The sequence below is a fragment of the Terasakiella sediminum genome (genome assembly GCF_033100395.1).
Lineage (GTDB): Bacteria > Pseudomonadota > Alphaproteobacteria > Rhodospirillales > Terasakiellaceae > Terasakiella.
Genome location: NZ_JAWLVJ010000011.1, coordinates 45,257 through 65,016, shown reverse-complemented (window position 1 = coordinate 65,016; position 19,760 = coordinate 45,257). Strand labels below are relative to the sequence as shown.

Annotated in this window: 18 protein-coding genes; 9 read left to right on the top strand and 9 right to left on the bottom strand. The window is 51.4% G+C overall.

Annotated features, from left to right (window positions below; all coding sequences use genetic code 11):
- Positions 1-367: 367 nt before the first annotated feature.
- Genes cobM through RYZ26_RS10340 form a run of 6 tightly spaced genes read right to left on the bottom strand, consistent with a single transcriptional unit; the run spans position 368 to position 7,348 of the window.
- On the bottom strand, positions 368-1,132 hold the full coding sequence (cobM, locus tag RYZ26_RS10365) for a precorrin-4 C(11)-methyltransferase (RefSeq protein ID WP_317683131.1): 765 nt from the start codon (positions 1,130-1,132) through the stop codon (positions 368-370).
- Positions 1,129-2,943 (bottom strand): precorrin-3B C(17)-methyltransferase, encoded by a 1,815-nt coding sequence (gene cobJ, locus RYZ26_RS10360; RefSeq protein ID WP_317683130.1) that lies wholly within the window; start codon positions 2,941-2,943, stop codon positions 1,129-1,131. The genes cobM and cobJ overlap by 4 nt, the downstream gene beginning before the upstream one ends.
- Positions 2,940-3,644, bottom strand: coding sequence for a precorrin-2 C(20)-methyltransferase (cobI, locus tag RYZ26_RS10355; RefSeq protein ID WP_317683129.1), 705 nt, complete (start codon positions 3,642-3,644; stop codon positions 2,940-2,942). Before cobI ends, cobJ begins: the two co-directional genes overlap by 4 nt.
- A gap of 6 nt (positions 3,645-3,650) precedes the next feature.
- A complete protein-coding gene (gene cbiE / locus RYZ26_RS10350) occupies positions 3,651-4,841 on the bottom strand; it encodes a precorrin-6y C5,15-methyltransferase (decarboxylating) subunit CbiE (protein WP_317683128.1) in 1,191 nt (396 codons plus the stop codon).
- Positions 4,838-6,379 carry a precorrin-8X methylmutase gene (locus RYZ26_RS20010; protein WP_317683127.1) on the bottom strand — a complete coding sequence of 514 codons (1,542 nt, stop codon included), beginning with the start codon at positions 6,377-6,379 and terminating at the stop codon, positions 4,838-4,840. The genes cbiE and RYZ26_RS20010 overlap by 4 nt, the downstream gene beginning before the upstream one ends.
- Before the next feature lie 12 nt (positions 6,380-6,391).
- Positions 6,392-7,348, bottom strand: a complete 957-nt coding sequence (locus RYZ26_RS10340; protein WP_317683126.1) for a sirohydrochlorin chelatase — start codon at positions 7,346-7,348, stop codon at positions 6,392-6,394.
- A gap of 152 nt (positions 7,349-7,500) precedes the next feature.
- Between RYZ26_RS10340 and RYZ26_RS10335 the strand changes: the two genes are divergently transcribed.
- Positions 7,501-7,782 carry a 4a-hydroxytetrahydrobiopterin dehydratase gene (locus tag RYZ26_RS10335; RefSeq protein WP_317683213.1) on the top strand — a complete coding sequence of 94 codons (282 nt, stop codon included), beginning with the start codon at positions 7,501-7,503 and terminating at the stop codon, positions 7,780-7,782.
- Positions 7,783-7,875: 93 nt separating this feature from the next.
- Here RYZ26_RS10335 and pap read toward each other — a convergent pair whose 3' ends face one another.
- Both pap and RYZ26_RS10325 read right to left on the bottom strand, forming a co-directional pair.
- Positions 7,876-9,414, bottom strand: a complete 1,539-nt coding sequence (gene pap / locus RYZ26_RS10330; RefSeq protein ID WP_317683125.1) for a polyphosphate:AMP phosphotransferase — start codon at positions 9,412-9,414, stop codon at positions 7,876-7,878.
- Positions 9,415-9,469: 55 nt separating this feature from the next.
- Entirely contained in the window at positions 9,470-11,272 is a 1,803-nt protein-coding gene (locus RYZ26_RS10325) for a GGDEF domain-containing protein (protein WP_317683124.1), read from the bottom strand.
- A gap of 237 nt (positions 11,273-11,509) precedes the next feature.
- Here RYZ26_RS10325 and RYZ26_RS10320 point away from each other — a divergent pair, with 237 nt between their 5' ends.
- From RYZ26_RS10320 to RYZ26_RS10285, 8 genes are read left to right on the top strand one after another with little or no spacing between them, the layout of a single operon-like run.
- The gene (locus tag RYZ26_RS10320) at positions 11,510-13,288 is read left to right on the top strand and encodes an ATP-binding SpoIIE family protein phosphatase (RefSeq protein ID WP_317683123.1); all 1,779 of its coding nucleotides are present in this window, start codon (positions 11,510-11,512) and stop codon (positions 13,286-13,288) included.
- 3 nt (positions 13,289-13,291) lie between these two features.
- Positions 13,292-13,627 carry an STAS domain-containing protein gene (locus RYZ26_RS10315; RefSeq protein WP_317683122.1) on the top strand — a complete coding sequence of 112 codons (336 nt, stop codon included), beginning with the start codon at positions 13,292-13,294 and terminating at the stop codon, positions 13,625-13,627.
- 23 nt (positions 13,628-13,650) lie between these two features.
- Positions 13,651-14,469 (top strand): MlaE family ABC transporter permease, encoded by an 819-nt coding sequence (locus tag RYZ26_RS10310; protein ID WP_317683121.1) that lies wholly within the window; start codon positions 13,651-13,653, stop codon positions 14,467-14,469.
- Positions 14,466-15,305, top strand: coding sequence for an ABC transporter ATP-binding protein (locus tag RYZ26_RS10305; protein ID WP_317683120.1), 840 nt, complete (start codon positions 14,466-14,468; stop codon positions 15,303-15,305). The genes RYZ26_RS10310 and RYZ26_RS10305 overlap by 4 nt, the downstream gene beginning before the upstream one ends.
- On the top strand, positions 15,292-16,260 hold the full coding sequence (locus tag RYZ26_RS10300) for an MlaD family protein (RefSeq protein ID WP_317683119.1): 969 nt from the start codon (positions 15,292-15,294) through the stop codon (positions 16,258-16,260). The genes RYZ26_RS10305 and RYZ26_RS10300 overlap by 14 nt, the downstream gene beginning before the upstream one ends.
- A gap of 23 nt (positions 16,261-16,283) precedes the next feature.
- A complete protein-coding gene (locus tag RYZ26_RS10295) occupies positions 16,284-16,871 on the top strand; it encodes an ABC-type transport auxiliary lipoprotein family protein (protein ID WP_317683118.1) in 588 nt (195 codons plus the stop codon).
- A gap of 5 nt (positions 16,872-16,876) precedes the next feature.
- Positions 16,877-18,223, top strand: a complete 1,347-nt coding sequence (locus RYZ26_RS10290; RefSeq protein ID WP_317683117.1) for a class I SAM-dependent RNA methyltransferase — start codon at positions 16,877-16,879, stop codon at positions 18,221-18,223.
- Between the two features lie 14 nt (positions 18,224-18,237).
- Positions 18,238-18,819: a hypothetical protein gene (locus tag RYZ26_RS10285; RefSeq protein ID WP_317683116.1), complete on the top strand. Its 582-nt coding sequence runs from the start codon at positions 18,238-18,240 to the stop codon at positions 18,817-18,819.
- Here RYZ26_RS10285 and RYZ26_RS10280 read toward each other — a convergent pair.
- Positions 18,816-19,757: a radical SAM protein gene (locus RYZ26_RS10280; RefSeq protein ID WP_317683115.1), complete on the bottom strand. Its 942-nt coding sequence runs from the start codon at positions 19,755-19,757 to the stop codon at positions 18,816-18,818. The genes RYZ26_RS10285 and RYZ26_RS10280 overlap by 4 nt on opposite strands.
- Positions 19,758-19,760: the final 3 nt, after the last annotated feature.

The window sequence follows — 19,760 nt, the reverse complement described above, 5'->3', positions numbered from 1 at the left end:
AAAAATGTATATCGTCTCAGCTAGGCCTAACGCCTAAAACCGGTCCCCGCTAGACCAATATGACTGAACATTAATTATCAGCAACGTGGGTTGTAAAATCAAGTACCAAGATTGCCTATCAATTTTTAAGTAAAAATACGCAGGTTTTACGTTAAATTCACGGCATTAATATCGACATCATCCTTTATGTGCTGTCACTGATGCAAACAACCATGGAACTGCAATAGGAAGAACCGGAAACCCAGCCCTATTCCCTGTGCTTTTCACAAAACAAACCCCATATGGATCAGATCGTTGCCGATTTTAACCGGGGCTTACGCCTGATCCGGTATAACAGCACCTGCCAATCCATATGGGATAGCTATCGTTAGGACTTGTTCTTTTCACGAAGCACGTGGGTATGGTCCACGTCATAAAGTTTGCTGTCGGTAAAATCTTCTGTCGCCAACACCTTGCCCACCAAAATCAGGGCCGTGCGGGTAATGCCGCTTTCCTTGACCTTGGCGCGGATGTCATTCAATTGCCCATGAATGAAGGCCTGATCCGGCCAGCTGACGCGATAGGCCACCACAACCGGGCAATCTTCGCCGTAATAAGGCGACAGCGTATCGACCACATGCTTCAGGTTATTAACTGAGAGATGGATCGCCAGTGTCGCGCCAGACTTTGCAAATGTTTCCAGATCTTCATTGTTCGGCATCTTGGAAGATCGAACGGCTGTGCGTGTCAGAATGATCGATTGCGACACATCCGGCAGGGTCAGTTCTTTCTTAAGCGCAGCTGATGCGGCTGCATAAGCAGACACACCGGGTACCACTTCATAATCAATGCCCAATGCATCAAGGCGGCGCATCTGTTCCGCAATTGCCCCATAAAGACAAGGATCACCGGAATGAACGCGGGCCACATCCTGCCCTTTTTCATGCGCCTTTTCGATCTCAGTAATGATTTCATCCAGATGCATGGGGGCAGTGTCGGTTACCACCTCTGCCTTTTCGGCCTGCGCAACAATTTCTTCTGGTACCAGCGAGCCTGCATAAAGGCACACAGGCGCCGTTTTAACGATATTCAGACCACGAACGGTGATCAGATCAGGGGCCCCGGGGCCTGCACCAATAAAGTAAACGGTCATGAGGACACCTTCATTTTCTTTTCATATCCACGTGGCGTGTAAACCCACGTATTGACACCACGATCAATCACCCGGCTTTGGCTTGAACCCACCAGAACCATGGTCAGCATGTCGGCATGATCCGATGTCAGCTCACCCAGTGTAATCACTTCCAGCGTCTCTGTTGCACGACCGAGATTACGACCAAGGACAACAGGCGTTTCAGCCGGACGCCCCGTCAGCAGGATATCGCGTGCTTTTTCAATCTGTGTCACGCGACGTTTGGAACGCGGGTTATAGAAGGCCACAACAAAATCACCGTCAGCCGCCGCTTTCAAACGACGCTGAATGTCATCCCAAGGTGTCAGCAGATCAGAAAGCGAGATCGTGCAGAAATCATGGTTGATCGGGGCACCAATGCGTGCGGCACAAGCCTGCAACGCAGAAATCCCTGGTGCCACGTCGATCTTGAGGCGGTTCCATTCCGGCTTGTCCTCTTTATCCAACAGCTCGAACGCCAGTGTGGCCAACGCATAAATTCCGGCATCCCCGGAACAGACCAAGCAAACCCGCTTGCCTTCTGCCGCCAGATCAAGGGCGATACGCGCGCGTTTTTCTTCGTTTGCAAGACCACTTTCATGACGATCCTTGCCTACGATCAAATCTTCCACCAAATCAAGGTAGAGGCCGTAGCCCACCACATCGGTTGCATCACGCAAAGCCTGTGTGGCCTGTGGGGATCGCCATTCGTCTGAACCCGGTCCAATACCGATGACAGACAGATACCCTTGCTGACGACCGACGGCTTCCGGCTGAATATCAACCGGGCTGCGACCAATGGCACAAGTGGCTTTATCTGTCTTTTGTTTTTCAACAACCAGTTCACCCAGACCGCCAACAGCAGCCAGTGCCGCACCTTCTGCCACACCGTGACAGCCGACTTCAGCGTAAACCACATCAGATGGATTTTTCAAGCGCGGATGCTGGGCGTCCAATTCTTGTGGAGTGAAGAAACGCGCAGGCACACCCAAGGCATCAGCCAGCGCATGCACAGCGGCTTCATTGGCTTTCACATCCACGGAAACCACACAAGCTACAGACTTCGCAGACAGGCCAGCGCTCTGCAGTGTGGACAAAGCATGTTCAATCAAATGATCGGCCGGACAGTCACGTTCACAGCCTACACCCAAGGCAAGAACTGGTGGATGGTAGAGCAATTCATTACCATCCGGTTCAACAGCACGATCAGAAACACGAATGCGCGGGAAACCGTCTTCCACAAAAGACAGGCCTTTTTCATCCAGCCATTTTGTCTCACCCGCTTCTGTTTCCAGCGCAACAGGATCGTCATTCAGCAAAGCAGCCGCAATGTCTTTAGCATTATCCGGATTGGCAATGCGCCAGCCGCGTGGCGGTTCATCCAAGGCGACACCGAAGTTCAGCTCACCCGCTGTCGTTACAGCTGCCGCACCTTCAAGGATATCAGCAATCCAGCGCGAAAGTTCGTTCGCACCATGATGTCCACCCAAAAGCGGTACAGCACAGGATGCATCTTCCGCCACAGCCACAACAGGGGGCTCTTTCCATTTATCGGCCAGCAACGGGGCCAAGGCGCGGATCAGGATGCCGCTTGCACAAATCCCGATAATGGGACGCCCGGAACGAAACAGCGACTGCACATGGGCAATGGTGTTTTCAAAGGTGATGGCGCAATCGGGCAGACGTTTTTTCAGGCCGTGGATTTCAACATCATCCATCTGGGCGGCAAGCTCTGTTGCCAATTGATAACCGCCTGTGCTCAGACACAGGATTACAGGGGATTGAGTATTCATTTCCACGCCTCGCCGCGTTTATGGACAATAATCATTGAGAAATACGGTGCCTTTTCAAAAGTCGCCTCAGACAGAGGCATCATGACCTGGTTTTCCATGGTCGCATGTTCAATATAATAAGCGTTATCGATCATCCCGAGGGTCGCAAGCACGTCACGTACTTTGCTAAAGTGACGCCCCACCTTCATAATGATCGCCGCATCACACAGCTGCAAACGCGATAACAAATCTTCAGACGGGATCGGGGCAGGCAGGACGGTCAACACATCGTAACGCGACGTAATCGGCATACCCAACTGACACGCACTTGCCATCGCCGAAGATACCCCCGGCACAACCACGGTCTCAAACCGTTCGGCAAGCCGCGCGTAGATATACATGAAAGAGCCGAAGAAGAAGGGGTCACCTTCGCAAAGAACAGCCACATCGTTGCCCTGTTCCAGTTCGGCTGCAATTTCCTCACTATATTTATCGTACACATCATTGGCGGGATAACGTCCGGGGACCATCGGGGTTTCAATGACAATCTCTTTTTGATTGCCCGGCAGATGGCCCGCCACAATAGCGCGTGCCAGACTGTCTTTCTTTTCCGGTGCAGGATAGGCAATCACCGGGGCCGCCTGAATGATCTTCAGCGCCTTCAGCGTAATCAAATCCGGATCGCCCGGGCCAATGCCCAGACCATATAACGTTCCTACCATTTTTTTCTATTCCTTCACGACGCACAGTTGCAGCACAGGGGCCATGGGCTTCATGGCTGTGAGCCTGCCGACATTTTCTTCCCGGGAAATGGCGATGCGGGTGAGCCGCCCGCCAAATTTGGACCGAAAATGCAACATTTCGCGTTCCGCCTCAAGTGTTACTGTGTTGGCAACCAATCTTCCCCCAATCGGCAGCATATTCCAGCAGGTTTCCAACAGACCCGGGATAGAAATCCCGCCCCCGACAAAGATCGCATCCGGCGTGGGCAATCCATCCAGGGCTTCCGGTGCGCGGCCATCCACAATTTCCAATGTCGGCACGCCAAGGGCGGCCCCATTATGCGCAATCATAGATCGGCGTTTGTCATTTTGTTCAATGGCAATGGCGCGACATTTTTTATCTGATCGCATCCATTCAATGGCAATGGACCCACAGCCACCGCCCACATCCCAAAGCAATTCACCAGCCTGTGGGGCAAGGGTGGAAAGGGTGACAGCGCGCACTTCGCGCTTGGTCAGTTGCCCATCATGTTCAAACAGGTCATCATCCAGACCGACCGTTTGCGGCAGGCGACGTGCATCACGTGCAGCAACACATTCAACCGCGATGGTGTTCAGATCGGCCGTCTGGGCTATCCATCCGATCGCTGTGCCTTCCAGACGGTTTTCTTTGTCCCCGCCCATATGTTCAAAGACGGTGATTTTTGATTGGCCGTAACCGTATTTTGCCAGCAAATCCGCCACCTCAATCGCCGACTTTCCATCCCGGCTGAGGATCAGGATTTTGGCGTTTGGTGCAATATAGCGGTTCAGGCTTTCAAGCGCGCGACCATGAATGGTCATGCAGTCACAATCCGGAATCGCCCAGCCCATACGTGCAGCTGCCAATGAAAAAGCACCGGAGGTGGGATGAACAGCAATGTGTTCTTTATCAATGCGTTTTAACAGCGTGGTCCCGATCCCGAACCAAAGCGGCTCACCCGTTGCCAGCACGACGATGGATTTATCTTTGTTGGCGATGATCTCATCAATGCCGTGGTTCAGCCCCACACCCCAGGAGATTTTGCGCGCCTCTGTTTCCACCATTTCCAGGTGACGTTCACCACCCACCAGAATTTCAGCGCTTAAGACGAGGCTCAGGACAACAGGACTGAGACCTTCAAGGCCATCTTCACCGATACCGACAATATGGATCATTGTGTAATCCCCTTTTTCGCCAAGGCGTTTAAGCTGGAAGCTGCAATCGCACTGCCACCGCGACGTCCACGCAGCGTAATATAAGGCACGCCCAGATCGTCGGCCAAGGCAATCAGTGTTTCTTTTGATTCCATGGCACCGACAAAGCCGACCGGGCAAGCAACAATCAGGGCAGGCTTTTTAAACCGTCCATCCAGTATACCCTGAATCAGATGGAAAAGCGCGGTCGGGGCATTGCCGATGACAACAACAGACCCTTCCAGCCATTCCCCCCAGAACTCAACGGCCGCCGCAGACCGGGTCGTGCCCAACTCCTCTGCCTTTGCGGGCGTGCGCGCATCATTCAGCGTACAGATCACCGGATTATTGTGGCTCAAACGCTTTCGGATAATCCCGTGCGATACCATTTCCACATCCACAAGGATCGGGCACCCGTCAGCCAAAGCTGCGCGCCCAATGTTTGCGGCACCGGGGCTGTAAGCGATATCAACGCCCACATCTACATCCCCACAGGCATGGATCATACGGATGGCCACATCCTGCATTTCTTCGTCAAAGCCGGAAACATCGATGTCATGTTCGATCATTTCCTGCGATTTTTTATAGATATCGTTCGGGCGTTTCAGGTAGGTATTGAGCCAATCAAGCGCCTGATCTTTATCACTTTTCCCCACACCAAGGACCCAGCCTTCATAGTCAACGGCAATGGTGCGTTCATCTTCGCTCAAATCCTGATCGCCAAGGAAGAGGTCACCCAGTTCACCCAGCTGATCCAGTTCCGCATAATGTTTCGCCATGGTGCGCACCTGAATGGCATCTTTGGGCAAATCCCCTAACGCAGAAACCTTGATCTGAGATGGATAAATCTCCGCCAGTGTGATCTCTCCCAGAATATCAGCCGACAATCCGGTTTCAAACGGCCAGACCTTCACCTGATCGGCAATCCAGGGGTGACGACGCAAGGCTTCCAGATGGGCAATCCCCATCATGGTTTGCGAACCCACACACCCCGTGCCCAACAACTGCCAGACAGGTTTGACACCCGAAATCCGCTGTTCACACAGGCGCATTTCATTAGTCAGTGGATTGAGATACGGCTTTTTGCTTTCCAGAAACTCTGTCTGCTTGGCTTTTGGGCAACCCCAGAAAGGCCCGGCCGTGCCGCTTAATCGTTTGTTGAATTCAGCGGCCACTTCAAAACGGTTGTTATGATTGTTCGCCCCGTCTGTAATGCGTGCTGACAATTCACGCCACACGCCATCCCATTTCAGGTTCAAGGCCTGTCCGAAATCACGTGGATAGCCAAAGGCAAAGTCACAGCCAACCAACACCTTTTGCCCGCGCGCAGACAGATCGCTTAACAGATCTGCCACATCTTTCATGGCCTCTTCGCGGGTGGTCGGGTTCTTAAGGTTAGTTTCGACCAATTTGCCACCCGTTCGTTCCACCAGGGCATACCAAATGCTGTCGGCACCTTTTTTAGGTGCCGAAGCCGCAGACCAGTCGATCATTAAGTAGCTGTCGAAAAGGTATGTCATGATGACACCCTCTTACTTATCATCCCCATGGTCGTGGTGATGATGGTGGTGATGGCCGTGATCATGGTGGTGATGGTGATGATGATCCCCATCGGTGCCGATGCCCATCACATGATGGTGGTGACCAACCTGAACCGCACCCACATCGCCTTCATAACCAATGATCTGTTCACGATATTTACAGAGCTGACAGTTCATGTTGTTTTCACCGGACAGCATTTCTTCAATCCGTTCCACAAAGGTGTCGATCACCAGCGGGTGGTCTTTCAGATAACCGGCTTTGACAAATTCGATATCCGGATAGTTTGCCGCCACTTCATCTGTCTGATCGTAAATACGGCGCACCAGAATGCCGGTAAACAGGAAGTAAGGAATAGCGATCACGCGCTTGTAGCCCATCTTGGCGGCATGTTCCATGCCTTCTGGTACACGCGGGAAGGCCACGCCGGAATAACAGACTTCGCCCCAGCCAAAGCCCATACCTTCCCACAACATACGCATCACTTTATGAACGTTGGAATTGGCATCACTATCGTTGGTGCCGCGACCAACAACCATCAGCAAAGTGTCTTTACGATCCACTTCGGTTTCACAGGCTGCTTCGGCCTCGATGATACGTTGTTTGCAGACTTCCAGAAGACGGCGGTCAATGGCCAATTCACGGCCAAAGCGCACGTCCAGGTCTTCATGTTCAGCTGCAAAATTATTGATTTCGCTTGGCAGGTCGTTTTTCACGTGGCCTGCGGCAAACAGCATGCCCGGTACACAAAGGATTTGTTTGGCGCCCTGGTCCACCAGCTTATCCAAACCTGTGCGGATAATCGGCTTGGCAAATTCAAGAAAACCGCTTTCCACCATACGATCAGGGAAACGTTCACGCAGGTTTTTTGCCAGCAGGTTAAATTCTTCAACAGCGCCATCATCACGGCTGCCATGACCACAGATCATAATTGCGGGGGTATCGGACATCAGTGTCTCCTATCAATAAAATCCTGCCTTCAAGCATCGGATCAAAAAGCCCTGCCCTACAGCATCAGGCCCACTTGAGAGTGATGTAGCGTTTTGAATGGTTTTAAGCAAGTGGATTGTTCGCTTGTGAAACCATTTTTAATGCCTACGTCATAAAGTGTAAGGAGAAAACCATCATGATTGATATCTCAAGCCTGCCGGACTGGACACCTGTTGAGGGCCGCGACGCCATTACACGCACGTTCCAGTTCGAAAACTTCAACGAAGCTTTCGGTTTTATGAGCCGGGCTGCGCTCAAGGCCGAACAGATGAACCATCATCCGGAATGGTTCAATGTCTGGAACAAAGTCGAAGTGACGCTGACCACTCACGATACGGGTGGGGTGAGTGAACTGGATATCAAGCTTGCGACGTTTATGGATGGGTTGGTTTAACCACCACGCAATGTGCCCCGGCGAAGGCCGGGGCCTTTCTCACGAAGTGCTTGTCATACAACAGGTCCCGGCCTGCGCCGGGACACAGTGTCCTTACTTCTGCTTCAGGCGTTTTTCCAGCGCTTCACACACAGCAGTTAGCACTTTCAGGCGGGCGAACTTTTTGTCGTTGCCTTCCACCAGTGTCCAGGGCGCGTTTGAGGTACTGGTCTTTTCCACCAGATCATTGACCGCTTCTTCATATTCGGCCCATTTTTCCCGGTTACGCCAGTCTTCATCTGTCAGTTTCCACTGTTTCCAGGGGGTCACTTCACGCGCTTTAAAACGCGCCAGCTGTTCGTCCGGATCGATATGAATCCAGAACTTCAGCAAGACGGTGCCGTGATCCACAATCTGATCTTCGAAGTCCACGATCTCCCCATAGGCGCGACGCCATTCATCTTCGCGCGCAAAACCTTCGCACCGTTCCACCAGCACCCGGCCATACCAGGACCGGTCAAAGATGGTAATCCGGCCAGCGCGTGACATATGACGCCAAAACCGCCAAAGGTAATGATGGGCACGTTCTTCATCATTGGGCGCAGCAAAGGGAAGAACCTTGTAACTGCGCGCATCCAACGCTGTCGTGATCCGGCGGATATTCCCGCCTTTACCTGCAGCATCACTGCCTTCAAAGACCAGAACGGTAGAAATGCCTTTCTCCGTTGCCTTGCGCGACAGTTTATTCAAGCGACCCTGCAGGGCTTTCAACTCTTTCTTATAGGCTTCTTTTTCCGCAACCTTGGTCATATCCAGACGGCTGAGCACGGTTGGATAAGGCAGCTGTTCAACAGGGGCATCTTTGTCGGTTTTCTTTTTCGCAGGCTTCTTCGCTGTCGCCTGTTTTTTCTTCAAGGCCGCCAGTGCCTCTTTCTGGGATTTGCGCATTTCCATATGACGCGTGATGGCACCGCGCACCTGTTGGGCAACGGTCAGTGATCCATACCGGTTATCCGCCCCTTCCACAATGGACCAGGGCGCATGACCTTTGGAGGTACGCATAATCAGTCGTTCAGCCGCATCAATGAAGCTATCGTATTTGCGCCAGTGTTCCCAGTCGGTTTCGGTGACCCGCCAAGATTGAAGTTCGTCTTTTTCCAGCTTTTTTAGGCGTTTTTTCTGCGCATCCTTACCCAGATGCATCCAGAATTTCAGGATCAATGCCCCGTCATCAGCCAGTGTTTTTTCAAAGGCTTTGATACGATCCAGACGTTCATCATATTCCGCCTGATCGATTTTATCATAGGCCCTGTCGATGAAAGGGGAGCTATACCACGAGCTTAAGAAAATCCCTATTTTGCCCTTGGGTGGCAGGTCGCGCCAATAGCGCCAATATGGCGGACGTTCTGATTCTTCATCACTGTGACGCACATAAGCATTGTTATCAATCCAGCGCGAATCCATCCATTCATTCAACAGGTTGACCGTGGTCCCCTTACCAGCGCCATCAACCCCTGCCATCACGATGATGACCGGAAAATCGCAATTTCGTAATTCCTGTTGTATTTCAAGTAGTTCAATACGCAGATCTTGTACTTTTTCTTCAAATTCCTTTTTGGAAACAGATCGCCCCAACTCAGCCGTTTCAAACATGCGCCCCTCCCGACGTGTAGTTATCCCTTTAACAATAAAAGGGTAACTCAAGTTGTTAGAAACAGCAAACAGCCATATGGCTTGAAGAGGCCTTGGCTTCCTTTTTAAGTTGAGCAATCGCGTTATCCAGATCTTCAAAGGTCGGGCCACCCACTTCGCGGTTTGATGGCAGAGAAAGAAGCGCAGCACTACAGCTCATAAGCGGGAACTGACGGGGATTGCCATCGCGGTCTTTGCCGTCCAGATAGCCTTGCTCGCGTGCCTTGGCATCATAAAAGCTTTCCACATCAACCGAGAAACACTTAAGCAAATCCACCACTTTTTCCTGCACATCTGCCAATTGGCTGTTGCGCATCCCGATGAAGAAATCATCCCCGCCCACATGACCAAGAAAAGCATTTTCCCCCTGAAAGACTTTGCGCATCAGTTCTGCAAATAGCAGAATGGCACGGTCCCCCTGGCGGAACCCATAGGCATCATTAAAGGCCTTAAAATTATCCAGATCCATATAGGCTAGAACGGTTGCATCCTGACTGTCATTAACCGCATCGCTGACAAAGGAAGAGATCGACGAATTGCCCGGCAATTTAGTCAGTGGGCTGCTGTCACGTGCTTGGGCTAAATTATTTTCATTAATGACCCGCAGCAAGGAGGAAGCGGATAGGAAACCAAGATAGCTGAAATCCTTGACCAGAATGATCCCTTCCGGGCTTTCCGACAGGCTGTAATTTTCAAGGATAGACTGTGTACTGGCCTGAATATCGGCTACCGGACACGCACTTAAAAATTTACGCAGCGTCAGGCCCGCCCCACGATTGGCGATCAGGTCTTTGCCAAAAGGTGAATAAGTATATTCTTTCAAAGCATGTTCGCGCACAATCCCAAGCGGGCTACCACTGGCATCCACAACCGGGAAGAAAGTCATCTCCTTGTTGCTGCGAAAAGCTTCGAACACGATGTTCATGTCATCATCAATACGCAGGACCGGGCGATATTCAATCTGTTCGTAGATAATGCTGGTTTCTTCATTTTCCTTATGTTCCTTGCGCCGCCCGGTGGAGACAACGCAGGGGTAACTGGTAGAAAAAGCGCCCGGGTCCAGCTGCGGGCGACAGACAAAATAGCCCTGCACCAGATCACAGCCAATCTCTTTACAGACCGCCAGCTGCGCTTCAGTTTCCACCCCTTCCGCAATGACAAAAATCCCCAGCACATGGGCAAGGTCCGTCATGGTAGAAACCATCAGTTTCAGTTTTTTATCTTTATCAATCCCGCTGATGAGGGAGCGATCAATTTTGATATAATCCGGCTGATGTTCATGCAACAGCTTCAAGCCCGAATAACCTGCACCGAAATCATCAATCGCTGTGCTGTAATCTTCGCCGCGATAACGCGCAAGGTTGTTTTCCGCCATTTTCATGGAAACTTCATGGCGTTCAGAAATTTCCAGACACAAGATTGAGGCTGGCAAATTGCTTTGTTTCAGCAACGCCTTGGTACCACCCCGGAAATAATCAGGTGAGGTAATGATCCGGTTATCCAGATTATAAAACAAGCGAGTGCGATGATTACGCGGCAGTTTGGAAAATTTACTGATCACATGGGCCCGCACCATCATATCGAACCGGTGCAGGATGTTAAACTGATCTGCTGTATCAAACACATCAAAGATGGTTTCAACACCCAGTTTGTCATGATGTCGCATCAAAGCTTCATAGCCAAAGACCGTACCGTTATGAATATCTACGATCGGCTGAAAGGCGTAATCCAGCACACGCCGGGCATTTTCCAGAAAAGCTTTTGCGTCATCCGACGGATCTTCATGGCCAAGGGGCGCTATATCATTAAAATCGAACATCTGAATATCCACCGTATGATGCGTAGAAAAATCCAACTCACCCTCAACCAAATTATACGTAGCGATAACTGGTCCTAAGAATGTTCATCTTCGCGCCCGCGTCAATTGCCAGACGGGCTTTGTCACAAGACTTTAACGAAACTGAAACAGTAACAATTCAACTTCCCGAAAAGATTGTTCGAAAAATACCCAAAGAGGCCCTTTTCCTTTACAGATAATTTGGTCATAGTAGGGTCCATGGAACAGCAAACAGACGAATCGATACCTGTTGGTATCAACGAACAAGTTAACCTTCTTGCCAGCATGACGGCAGAATTCGCCAACACCTTAAATGTGGACGAAACCCTGCTCTCTGCCTTGCCCCAAATCACCGATTATCTGGGGGCCGAAGGTGCGGCTGTCTTTCTGCTGGATGAAACCACACAAATCATCACCTGCGTTGCCTGTTATGGCGCGACCGAAATCACCGGACTGACCCTGCAATATGGGCAGGGTATCGTCGGTAAATCCGTTGCCAAAAACGAAGGCGCTTTGGTGCGCGATGTGCAAAATGATCCGAACTTTTATGGCGCGGTCGATGACCAGACAGGCTTTACCACCCGGTCCATTCTCTGTGCGCCCCTAAGCGTAAAAGACCGCTGTGTTGGCGCAATCGAATTGGTGAATAAAAAGAACCAGGATGACCTGTTTGAAGCAAACGATCTGAAAATTCTGGAAACACTGGCGGCATCTGCGGCACTTGCCGTAATTAATGCGCGCATGGCAAAGGCCCTGGTGGAACAAGAACGGGTCAAACGTGAACTTGAACTGGCTGCCGAAATTCAACGCCGCTTCCTGCCCGAAGCCTCAGATTCCAAAGGGGAAAATGCGCAAATCACCGGGATCAACAAGGCCGCGCGCGGGGTATCCGGCGACTTTTTTGACTATTTCACCCTGCCTGATGGCCGTATCTATTTTGCCCTTGGCGATGTCTCCGGCAAAGGCATTAACGCAGCTCTTTTGATGGCAAAGACCGCATCACTATTCAGATGTCTTGGCAAGACCGTGCGTGATCCGGGTAAACTATTGGGTCGGATCAATGCAGAACTTTGCGAAACGGCAGCCCACGGCATGTTCGTCACGATGGTGGCTGGCATTTATGATCCGCGTCCGGGTTGTGAAGGCTTGATCCGGATTTCCAATGCAGGTCACGAACCTGTTTTGCTTCATTGCGATGGGGAATTTAAGACCTTTGGCGCAGATGGACCACCGCTCGGGATTGTACCGCCGTTACCTGGTGAAGACGGGGCCTATGAAGAAGCGCAGATTTTCCCAAACCATGGTGCCCTTTATATTTATACAGACGGGCTGACCGAAGGATACACCCACACAGGTGCCCCACTGGAAGATTCCGGGGTTCAGCAAATCCTGACCACCCACAAAGACAGCAGCCTGAACGTGCAATTAAACACACTCGTGCAAGCAGTATCGCATACAAACATGAAACTGCGCGATGATGTAACCGTACTGGCGCTCACCGATTCGCAACGTCTCAAGGATGTGGAAACGGCCAAACAGGTGCAGGACAGTGATATTTCCAACGAAGAAATTGATGGCGACTGGCTGATTGATTTCAAGTTCCCGGCACAACCGTCCTGGATGAAATTGGCCAGAGCCTGTGTGCGCGAGGCGTGCATCAAGGTGGGCTGTGATGATGGCCAGATCAACGATGTGGTCTTGGCCCTTGATGAAGCTTGCCAGAACGTCATACGCCATGCATACGGCGGGCCGAGCGATGAAGAAATTGAACTGACCGTGCGTCACAGACCGGGCCGTTTGGTCTTTAGACTGCGGGATTTTGCCCCCCTTGTGGAACCGAGCAAAATCAAGCCGCGTGACCTGGAAGATATCCGACCAGGCGGGCTTGGAACGCACCTGATTCAGGAAGTTATGGACGATGTCCAATATCTTCGCCCCACACAAGGCGAAGGAAATCTGTTAAAACTTGTAAAAAATATCGAAATCAATAAGGGCTAAAAAATGAATCTCGATACACGTGAAGAAAATGGCGTTGTGATCTTTGAACTCGATGGGGAAGTCGATCTGGAAACATCGCCACTTTTACGTCAGGCATTGCTGGAACATGTAAATGCCGGAAAGGCCGTCTGCGTGGGCATGGCAGACGTGGCATATATCGACAGTTCCGGGATCGCAAGTCTGGTGGAAGCCTACCAGACAGGTCGTCGCAACAGTTCCGGCTTTGCACTGGCCGCCATCAGTGACAGCGCGTTGCGCGTGTTGCAACTGGCGCGTCTGGACAAAGTCTTTACAATTCACGACACCATCGATGCAGCGGTTGCTGATTTAAGTACCTAAGGGTCATTTTCGGGGATAACGACATGAGCGAGAATGAGGCCAAACAAGGCCCGATCGCACAAAAGGTAGAAAACATCGGGCGCACCACCATGATGGGGGTGGGTGTTATCGGGTATTGCGCGACCCTGATCTGGGAAACCCTTTATTGGGCTATTCGCGGCAAATCCATGGGCCAGCCCATTCGTTTATCTGCCGTTGTGGATCAGATGATGGAAATTGGCATCCGTGCCATTCCCATCGTTGCGCTTTTGGCTTTGGCCGTTGGCATGATGCTGGCTATTCAGGGGATTTACACCCTCAGCATTTTTGGCGCGGAATCACAGGTGACTTACGGGATCGCCTTTTCCGTTGTGCGGGAATTCTCCCCACTGATCACAGGTATTTTGGTTGCTGGCCGTTCAGGATCAGCGCTCGCGGCGCGCATCGGGATCATGACCATCAACCAGGAAGTAGATGCACTTTCGGTGATGGGGATTAACCCGGTGCGTTTTCTGGTCGCCCCTGCCATGTTTGCCATGCTGATCATGATGCCATGTCTGACCTTCTTATCCGACGTGGTTGGCCTTTTGGGTGGTGGCCTTTATGTGGCGCTTGATCTGAAGATCAGTCTGTCTGCCTATTGGGCCGATATCCTGAAAATCATCAGCAATGGAGACTTGACCCACGGATTGATGAAGAGTGTCCTCTTTGGCGTTTTGATCGTCATCATCGGTGTTGCCAATGGAGCGGGCGTTCAGGGTGGTGCGGAAGGCGTTGGTAAAGTAACGACGCGCGCCGTTGTTCAATCCATCTCTGCCATTGTTATTACGGATATGTTCTTTGCATTTATGGTGACGCGATGACAAAACCGACACGCGAAGAAATCCTGAGCCGGGACAAGGTGATCGAGGTTGAAGACCTGGTCACCCATTACGGCGAGCGCATGATCCTGAAGGGCATCTCCATGGATGTGCGCGAAAGTGAGATCATGGTCATCATGGGCGGGTCCGGTTCGGGTAAATCCACCCTGCTGCGCCACCTGATGAGCCTGGAAAGTGCAACATCCGGCAAAATGAGCCTGCTGGGTAAGAACATTGCCGATCTATCGCTCAAAGAAACCTATGATCTGCGCAAAAAGATCGGGGTGGCGTTTCAGGGCGGGGCGTTGTTCAGTTCCATGACCATTGGGGAAAATATCAAGCTGCCGCTTCGTGAACATACCGATCAAGATGAAATGATCATGGACATCATGATGCGCATGAAGCTGGAAGTGGTGGATCTGGCAGGCTTTGAAGACCTGGCCCCATCAGAACTTTCCGGCGGGATGTTAAAACGTGCCGCTGTCGCACGTGCCATCATCATGGACCCAAAGCTGCTGTTCTTTGATGAGCCCAGCGCCGGACTTGACCCGGTGGTTGCCGCGCAATTGGATGAATTGATCCTGCGTCTGCGCGATGCCATGGGCATGTCCATCGTCGTTGTAACCCACGAACTGGACAGTGCGTTTCGCATTGCTGATCGCATCACCATGCTGGATCGCGGAAATATCTTAATGGTTGGCACGCCTGAGGAAATGAAAAACTCGGACAACCAACGTATTCAAAACCTGTTAAATCGTCGGATCGAAGAAGAAGAACTTGATCCAGACGCTTATCTTCGTCGCCTAACCGGAGAGGACCCGAATTATGAGCGCCCTTAAGAACGCCAAGATGAACTATATGATCGTCGGATCTTTTGTCATCGCCAGTATTGTCTGTCTGATCATTGCTGTTGCGTTGCTGACCGGGCGTACCGGGGCGGTTGATACGTACTATGTGGTCTATGACCGCGTACAAGGCATCAAGTACGGCACCCAAGTCGTCTATGAAGGTTATCCGGTAGGACAGATCGAACAGATCATCCCGGAAAAACAAGACGGCAAGATGCGCTTCAAGATCGAACTCAGCATCGCCCAGGGCTGGGACATCCCGAAAGACAGTTTCGCAGCCGTTTCTTCAGCAGGTCTTCTTTCAGCCCTCACCATCAATATCCGCGCCGGGGAAAGTTCAACCGCGCTGAAACCGGGTGACACCATCGCCGGGATTGAAAATGCCGATATGTTTGCTGCCATGTCTTCGCTGGCGGAACAAATCAGCTCCCTGATGGAAACAGATGTGCGCCCATTGCTGCTGAACCTGAACACGGCGGTAAACAGTGCTGCGCTTTTGCTGGCCGAAGATGGCAACGAAATGGCGGGTCAGCTGAAAGGCATCCTGCGTGAGATTGAAACTCAAACGCCAGAGATCATGACAAACGTAAATGCGTTTAGCCGTTCTCTTGATGCATCAGGCAATCAGCTGACGCAAATTCTGTCTGCCAAAAACCGCAAGAAAATTGACGGGGCGATCAATGATCTGGACAAACTGGGCGGCACACTTCAAAAAGCCGATCGCCTGATGGGCAATGTGGATAATCTGGTCACCGACAGCAAACCAGAACTGGAAAAAGCTGTGGCTGATCTGCGTTTCGTGATGGAAACTCTGTCACGTCATATCGACACGATTTCACAGAATTTGGAAGGCACAAGTCGTAACCTTTACGAATTCAGCCGCCATATTCGCCAGAACCCGGGCCTGCTTTTGGGCGGTACACCCCCGACCAAAAAAGCGGAATAAGATAAAGGGATAAGGAAAAGACCATGAAAGCAACCTTCTTAAAATCCATCTCTTTCGGGGCTGTGGCCCTTGGATTGGCAGCTTGTGCCCAGCCTGAACTGCCACAGGATAATTATTATCGCCTGGCCGTCACCCCGCCTGCTGCAGGGAACACATTGTTTGACGGGGTTGTCGAGGTTGATCGTTTCCGTGCGGACGGTCTGATTTCCGGTCGCCCCATTGCCTATACCGAAGGCAAGGGACATCTGTCTGAATATCACTACCACTTCTGGGTCGAACCACCTGTGGACCTGTTGCAGGATGCCATGGTCAAGTTCCTGCGCGGTGCCAATGTGGCAAAACATATCGTCACGCCTGAATTGCGCATGGATGAAGATTACTTGCTGACCGGCAAGATCAAACGTCTGGAACGCGATCTCGCCGATGGTAAAAACATTGCCGTGGAAATCGAGATTGGCCTGAAACGTACAAGTGATGACCAGATTTTGGTACTGAAAACCTATAACCGGGTGCTGGCGCAATCGGCGCGCGGCGTCAATGGTGCGGTTCAGGCCATCAATGGCGCCCTCGCTGAAATTTTCAATGAATTCCTGACTGACGTGAGATCGTAAAACAAGTGTCCAAGAAACCCGTTCGCCGCCGCCGTGGCCGCCACACATCGCGCCCCAAAGCCCCCAGCCTGCCCAAAGAGGTCACCGAAGTCGCGGTTTCTGCCGTAGGCGCAAAAGGCGATGGTCTTGCCAAAAATGACGCCGGGATCGATTACTTTATCCCTTACAGCGTGGCTGGCGATGTGGTTGCGGTCAAAACCGTTGATAAGCGCGGGTCTGCCTATGTCGGGGACATTCAGCACATCATCACACCGGGCGACACCCGCGTTGATGCGCCGTGCCCACATTACACCAAATGCGGGGGTTGCAGTCTGCAACATCTGTCAGCCAGTGCCTATGAAGCCTGGAAGAAAGAGCGCGTGCAGGAAGCCTTAAGCCGCAGCGATATTTCCAATCCGGTGGAAGACCCGATCCTGATCGGCCCCGGCCAACGTCGTCGTGCGTCTTTCGCGGTGATGAAAAAGGGCAAAAAGATCGTCTTTGGTTTCAACACCCGGTCCAGCCATCGCATTGAAGAAATCGATCACTGTCTCTTGCTCACACCCGCACTTGATAAAATGATTGGCGCGCTGCGTACCTTGATGCCCGCCATCATGAAACAGGAAGGCCGTGGGGATGTGATCATCAATTACCCGGACGGCCCCTGTGACATCACCTTTGCCCTTCCCGGACGGCTTGAACTGAAAGCCCATGAAGAACTGGTGCGTTTTGCCGAAACCCATGATGTGGGCCGCCTGTCCTGGCAGGAAAATGGAAAGGGTGAGCCGGAAACCATCCTTCAACGCGCAGTTGTGACCACCACATTCGCCAGTACATCGGTTGAACTGCCGCCGTCACCCTTCCTGCAACCGAGCAAAGAAGGTGAAGATGCCCTGGCTAAATTCGTTCTGGGTGCATTGGCAGGGACAGAAAAGAAAATCCTCGACCTCTATGCAGGATGTGGCAGCTTTACCTTTGTGCTGGCTGAAAAAGCCATTGTGCATGCTGTTGAAAGCAATGGGGCTGCCCTCAAAACACTGGAACTCTCAGCTGGGCGTAACAAAATGGGTGGGCGCATCACCACCGAAGTACGTGACCTTTCCCGCCAGCCTTTAATGGGCAAGGAACTGGAAAAATATGACGCTTTGCTGTTTGACCCACCACGCGCCGGTGCCAAGGAACAGGCCGAAGAAATCGCCCAAAGCGACATCCCGCTGGTCATCGCCATTTCCTGTAATCCGGCAACCTTCGCCCGTGATGCTGCGGCCCTGATTGATGGCGGTTATAGTCTGGATAAAGTCATTCCGGTCGATCAATTCACCTGGTCTGCCCATGTGGAAGTTGCGGCTATTTTCACAAAAAACAAATCCTAAAAGGTATAGAATAGATGAAAAAACTCATCGCACTTTTTGCGCTAACCCTCAGCCTCACAGCCTGTCAGGCCCATCAAAATATGGAATTCAGCGCCTGGCACGATGTTGATAAATCCAAAGCAGATATCAACTTTCCTGACATTTCACCCGTAAGTGTGACAAGCGTCTCACATCAAGACCGCGACAATGCAGTGCGCAACAGCAAATACACCCTTGAATACCAAAATGGACTTATTCACGTTCAACGCGTCATCGGTGCCTGGTTCAATGCCCAAACTGATACCGCCGTCAATCAAAAAGAAGCCATTTTCAAACTGTCAGACTCACTGGGAACAAAAATTAATATTGACCAAAGCTCATTCCACAAAATCGATCACCGTAATGTAAGATCTACTGGCTATTATGCCTATGGAACACATGCCGCAACAAACCGCGAATGTATTGTTGCACGGGGCGGTTATCGTTTACGCCCAACTGCCTATGACAACGACATGAACTATGTGGACACCATTGTCGATCTGTTTTACTGCGACAAAGAGGTCCGTTCAAAAGACTTCGATACCATGTTTAGAAACTTAAAACTGAACGGCTATTAATCCGCCTTGGAACAAGACCCGCCACCCAGCACGCAGAATTTGGAACAATGGGGGTGATTTAATTTCACCTCCTTGTCCGCCTTTGACAGTTCAGCACCCATCTCAAATTTCTCGTCATAAGGCAGCAAGGTACAGGGCATGACAACCGGGCTATCTGCCCCTTTGCGTTTGACGATCATGCGCGAGGTTGCGCACATCATTGCATCGGGCTGCACCCCTAAAATATCCCAACAGGCAACGGTGATTTCCGGCACATCTGCCTGTTCATCCATTTCAGGGAAGAGAACCAAGCCCATCGGATCATTATGATCAACCGGGATGTTTTCACGTTCAAACATCGCCTTATAGCCCGCACGTTCTGAATGCTCTTCTTCCCCCCAGAGCGTACGTCCGGCAATCGCCAGCTTAAAACCATTTTGCGCCAACCAGGAAAGACCTTCAATCATCGGTGCCCAAGTATCAACGCCGCGCAGTTTTTCATGTTCTTCACGGCGATAATGATCTACCGAAACACGAATCCCCAGCTGGTCGCCATAACGTTCCTTCAAATCAAGCAGGGCTGCCTTTTTATGGTGCAGCGGTTTCATCGCATTGCTTAGGACCAACACTTCAAACCCGGCTTCCAGACAGTCGGTCAGAATTTCGATGATGTCCGGGTTCATGAAAGGCTCACCGCCCGTAAAGCCGATTTCCGTCACCCCCATCTGATGGGCCTTGATCTCATCCAGATAAGTGCGAACTTCAGCTGCCGTAATATAGGCCAGACGATCATTCTGCGGGCTGGATTCCATATAACAGCCCTGACAAGTGATGTTGCACAAACTCCCGGTATTGAACCAGAGCGTATGCAAGTGGGTCAGCGCCACAAGCGCGCGTTCTTCCCCTTTGGCTGTAATGTCAGGATGTTCGAATTTTTGATATTCAATATTGGTATCCACGTT

Coding starts and splice junctions, on each gene's coding strand:
- cobM (WP_317683131.1), bottom strand. CDS start 1,132: ATGACCGTTTACTTTATTGGTGCAGGCCCCGGGGCCCCTGATCTGATC.
- cobJ (WP_317683130.1), bottom strand. CDS start 2,943: ATGAATACTCAATCCCCTGTAATCCTGTGTCTGAGCACAGGCGGTTAT.
- cobI (WP_317683129.1), bottom strand. CDS start 3,644: ATGGTAGGAACGTTATATGGTCTGGGCATTGGCCCGGGCGATCCGGAT.
- cbiE (WP_317683128.1), bottom strand. CDS start 4,841: ATGATCCATATTGTCGGTATCGGTGAAGATGGCCTTGAAGGTCTCAGT.
- RYZ26_RS20010 (WP_317683127.1), bottom strand. CDS start 6,379: ATGACATACCTTTTCGACAGCTACTTAATGATCGACTGGTCTGCGGCT.
- RYZ26_RS10340 (WP_317683126.1), bottom strand. CDS start 7,348: ATGTCCGATACCCCCGCAATTATGATCTGTGGTCATGGCAGCCGTGAT.
- pap (WP_317683125.1), bottom strand. CDS start 9,414: ATGTTTGAAACGGCTGAGTTGGGGCGATCTGTTTCCAAAAAGGAATTT.
- RYZ26_RS10325 (WP_317683124.1), bottom strand. CDS start 11,272: ATGTTCGATTTTAATGATATAGCGCCCCTTGGCCATGAAGATCCGTCG.
- RYZ26_RS10320 (WP_317683123.1), top strand. CDS start 11,510: ATGGAACAGCAAACAGACGAATCGATACCTGTTGGTATCAACGAACAA.
- RYZ26_RS10315 (WP_317683122.1), top strand. CDS start 13,292: ATGAATCTCGATACACGTGAAGAAAATGGCGTTGTGATCTTTGAACTC.
- RYZ26_RS10310 (WP_317683121.1), top strand. CDS start 13,651: ATGAGCGAGAATGAGGCCAAACAAGGCCCGATCGCACAAAAGGTAGAA.
- RYZ26_RS10305 (WP_317683120.1), top strand. CDS start 14,466: ATGACAAAACCGACACGCGAAGAAATCCTGAGCCGGGACAAGGTGATC.
- RYZ26_RS10300 (WP_317683119.1), top strand. CDS start 15,292: ATGAGCGCCCTTAAGAACGCCAAGATGAACTATATGATCGTCGGATCT.
- RYZ26_RS10295 (WP_317683118.1), top strand. CDS start 16,284: ATGAAAGCAACCTTCTTAAAATCCATCTCTTTCGGGGCTGTGGCCCTT.
- RYZ26_RS10285 (WP_317683116.1), top strand. CDS start 18,238: ATGAAAAAACTCATCGCACTTTTTGCGCTAACCCTCAGCCTCACAGCC.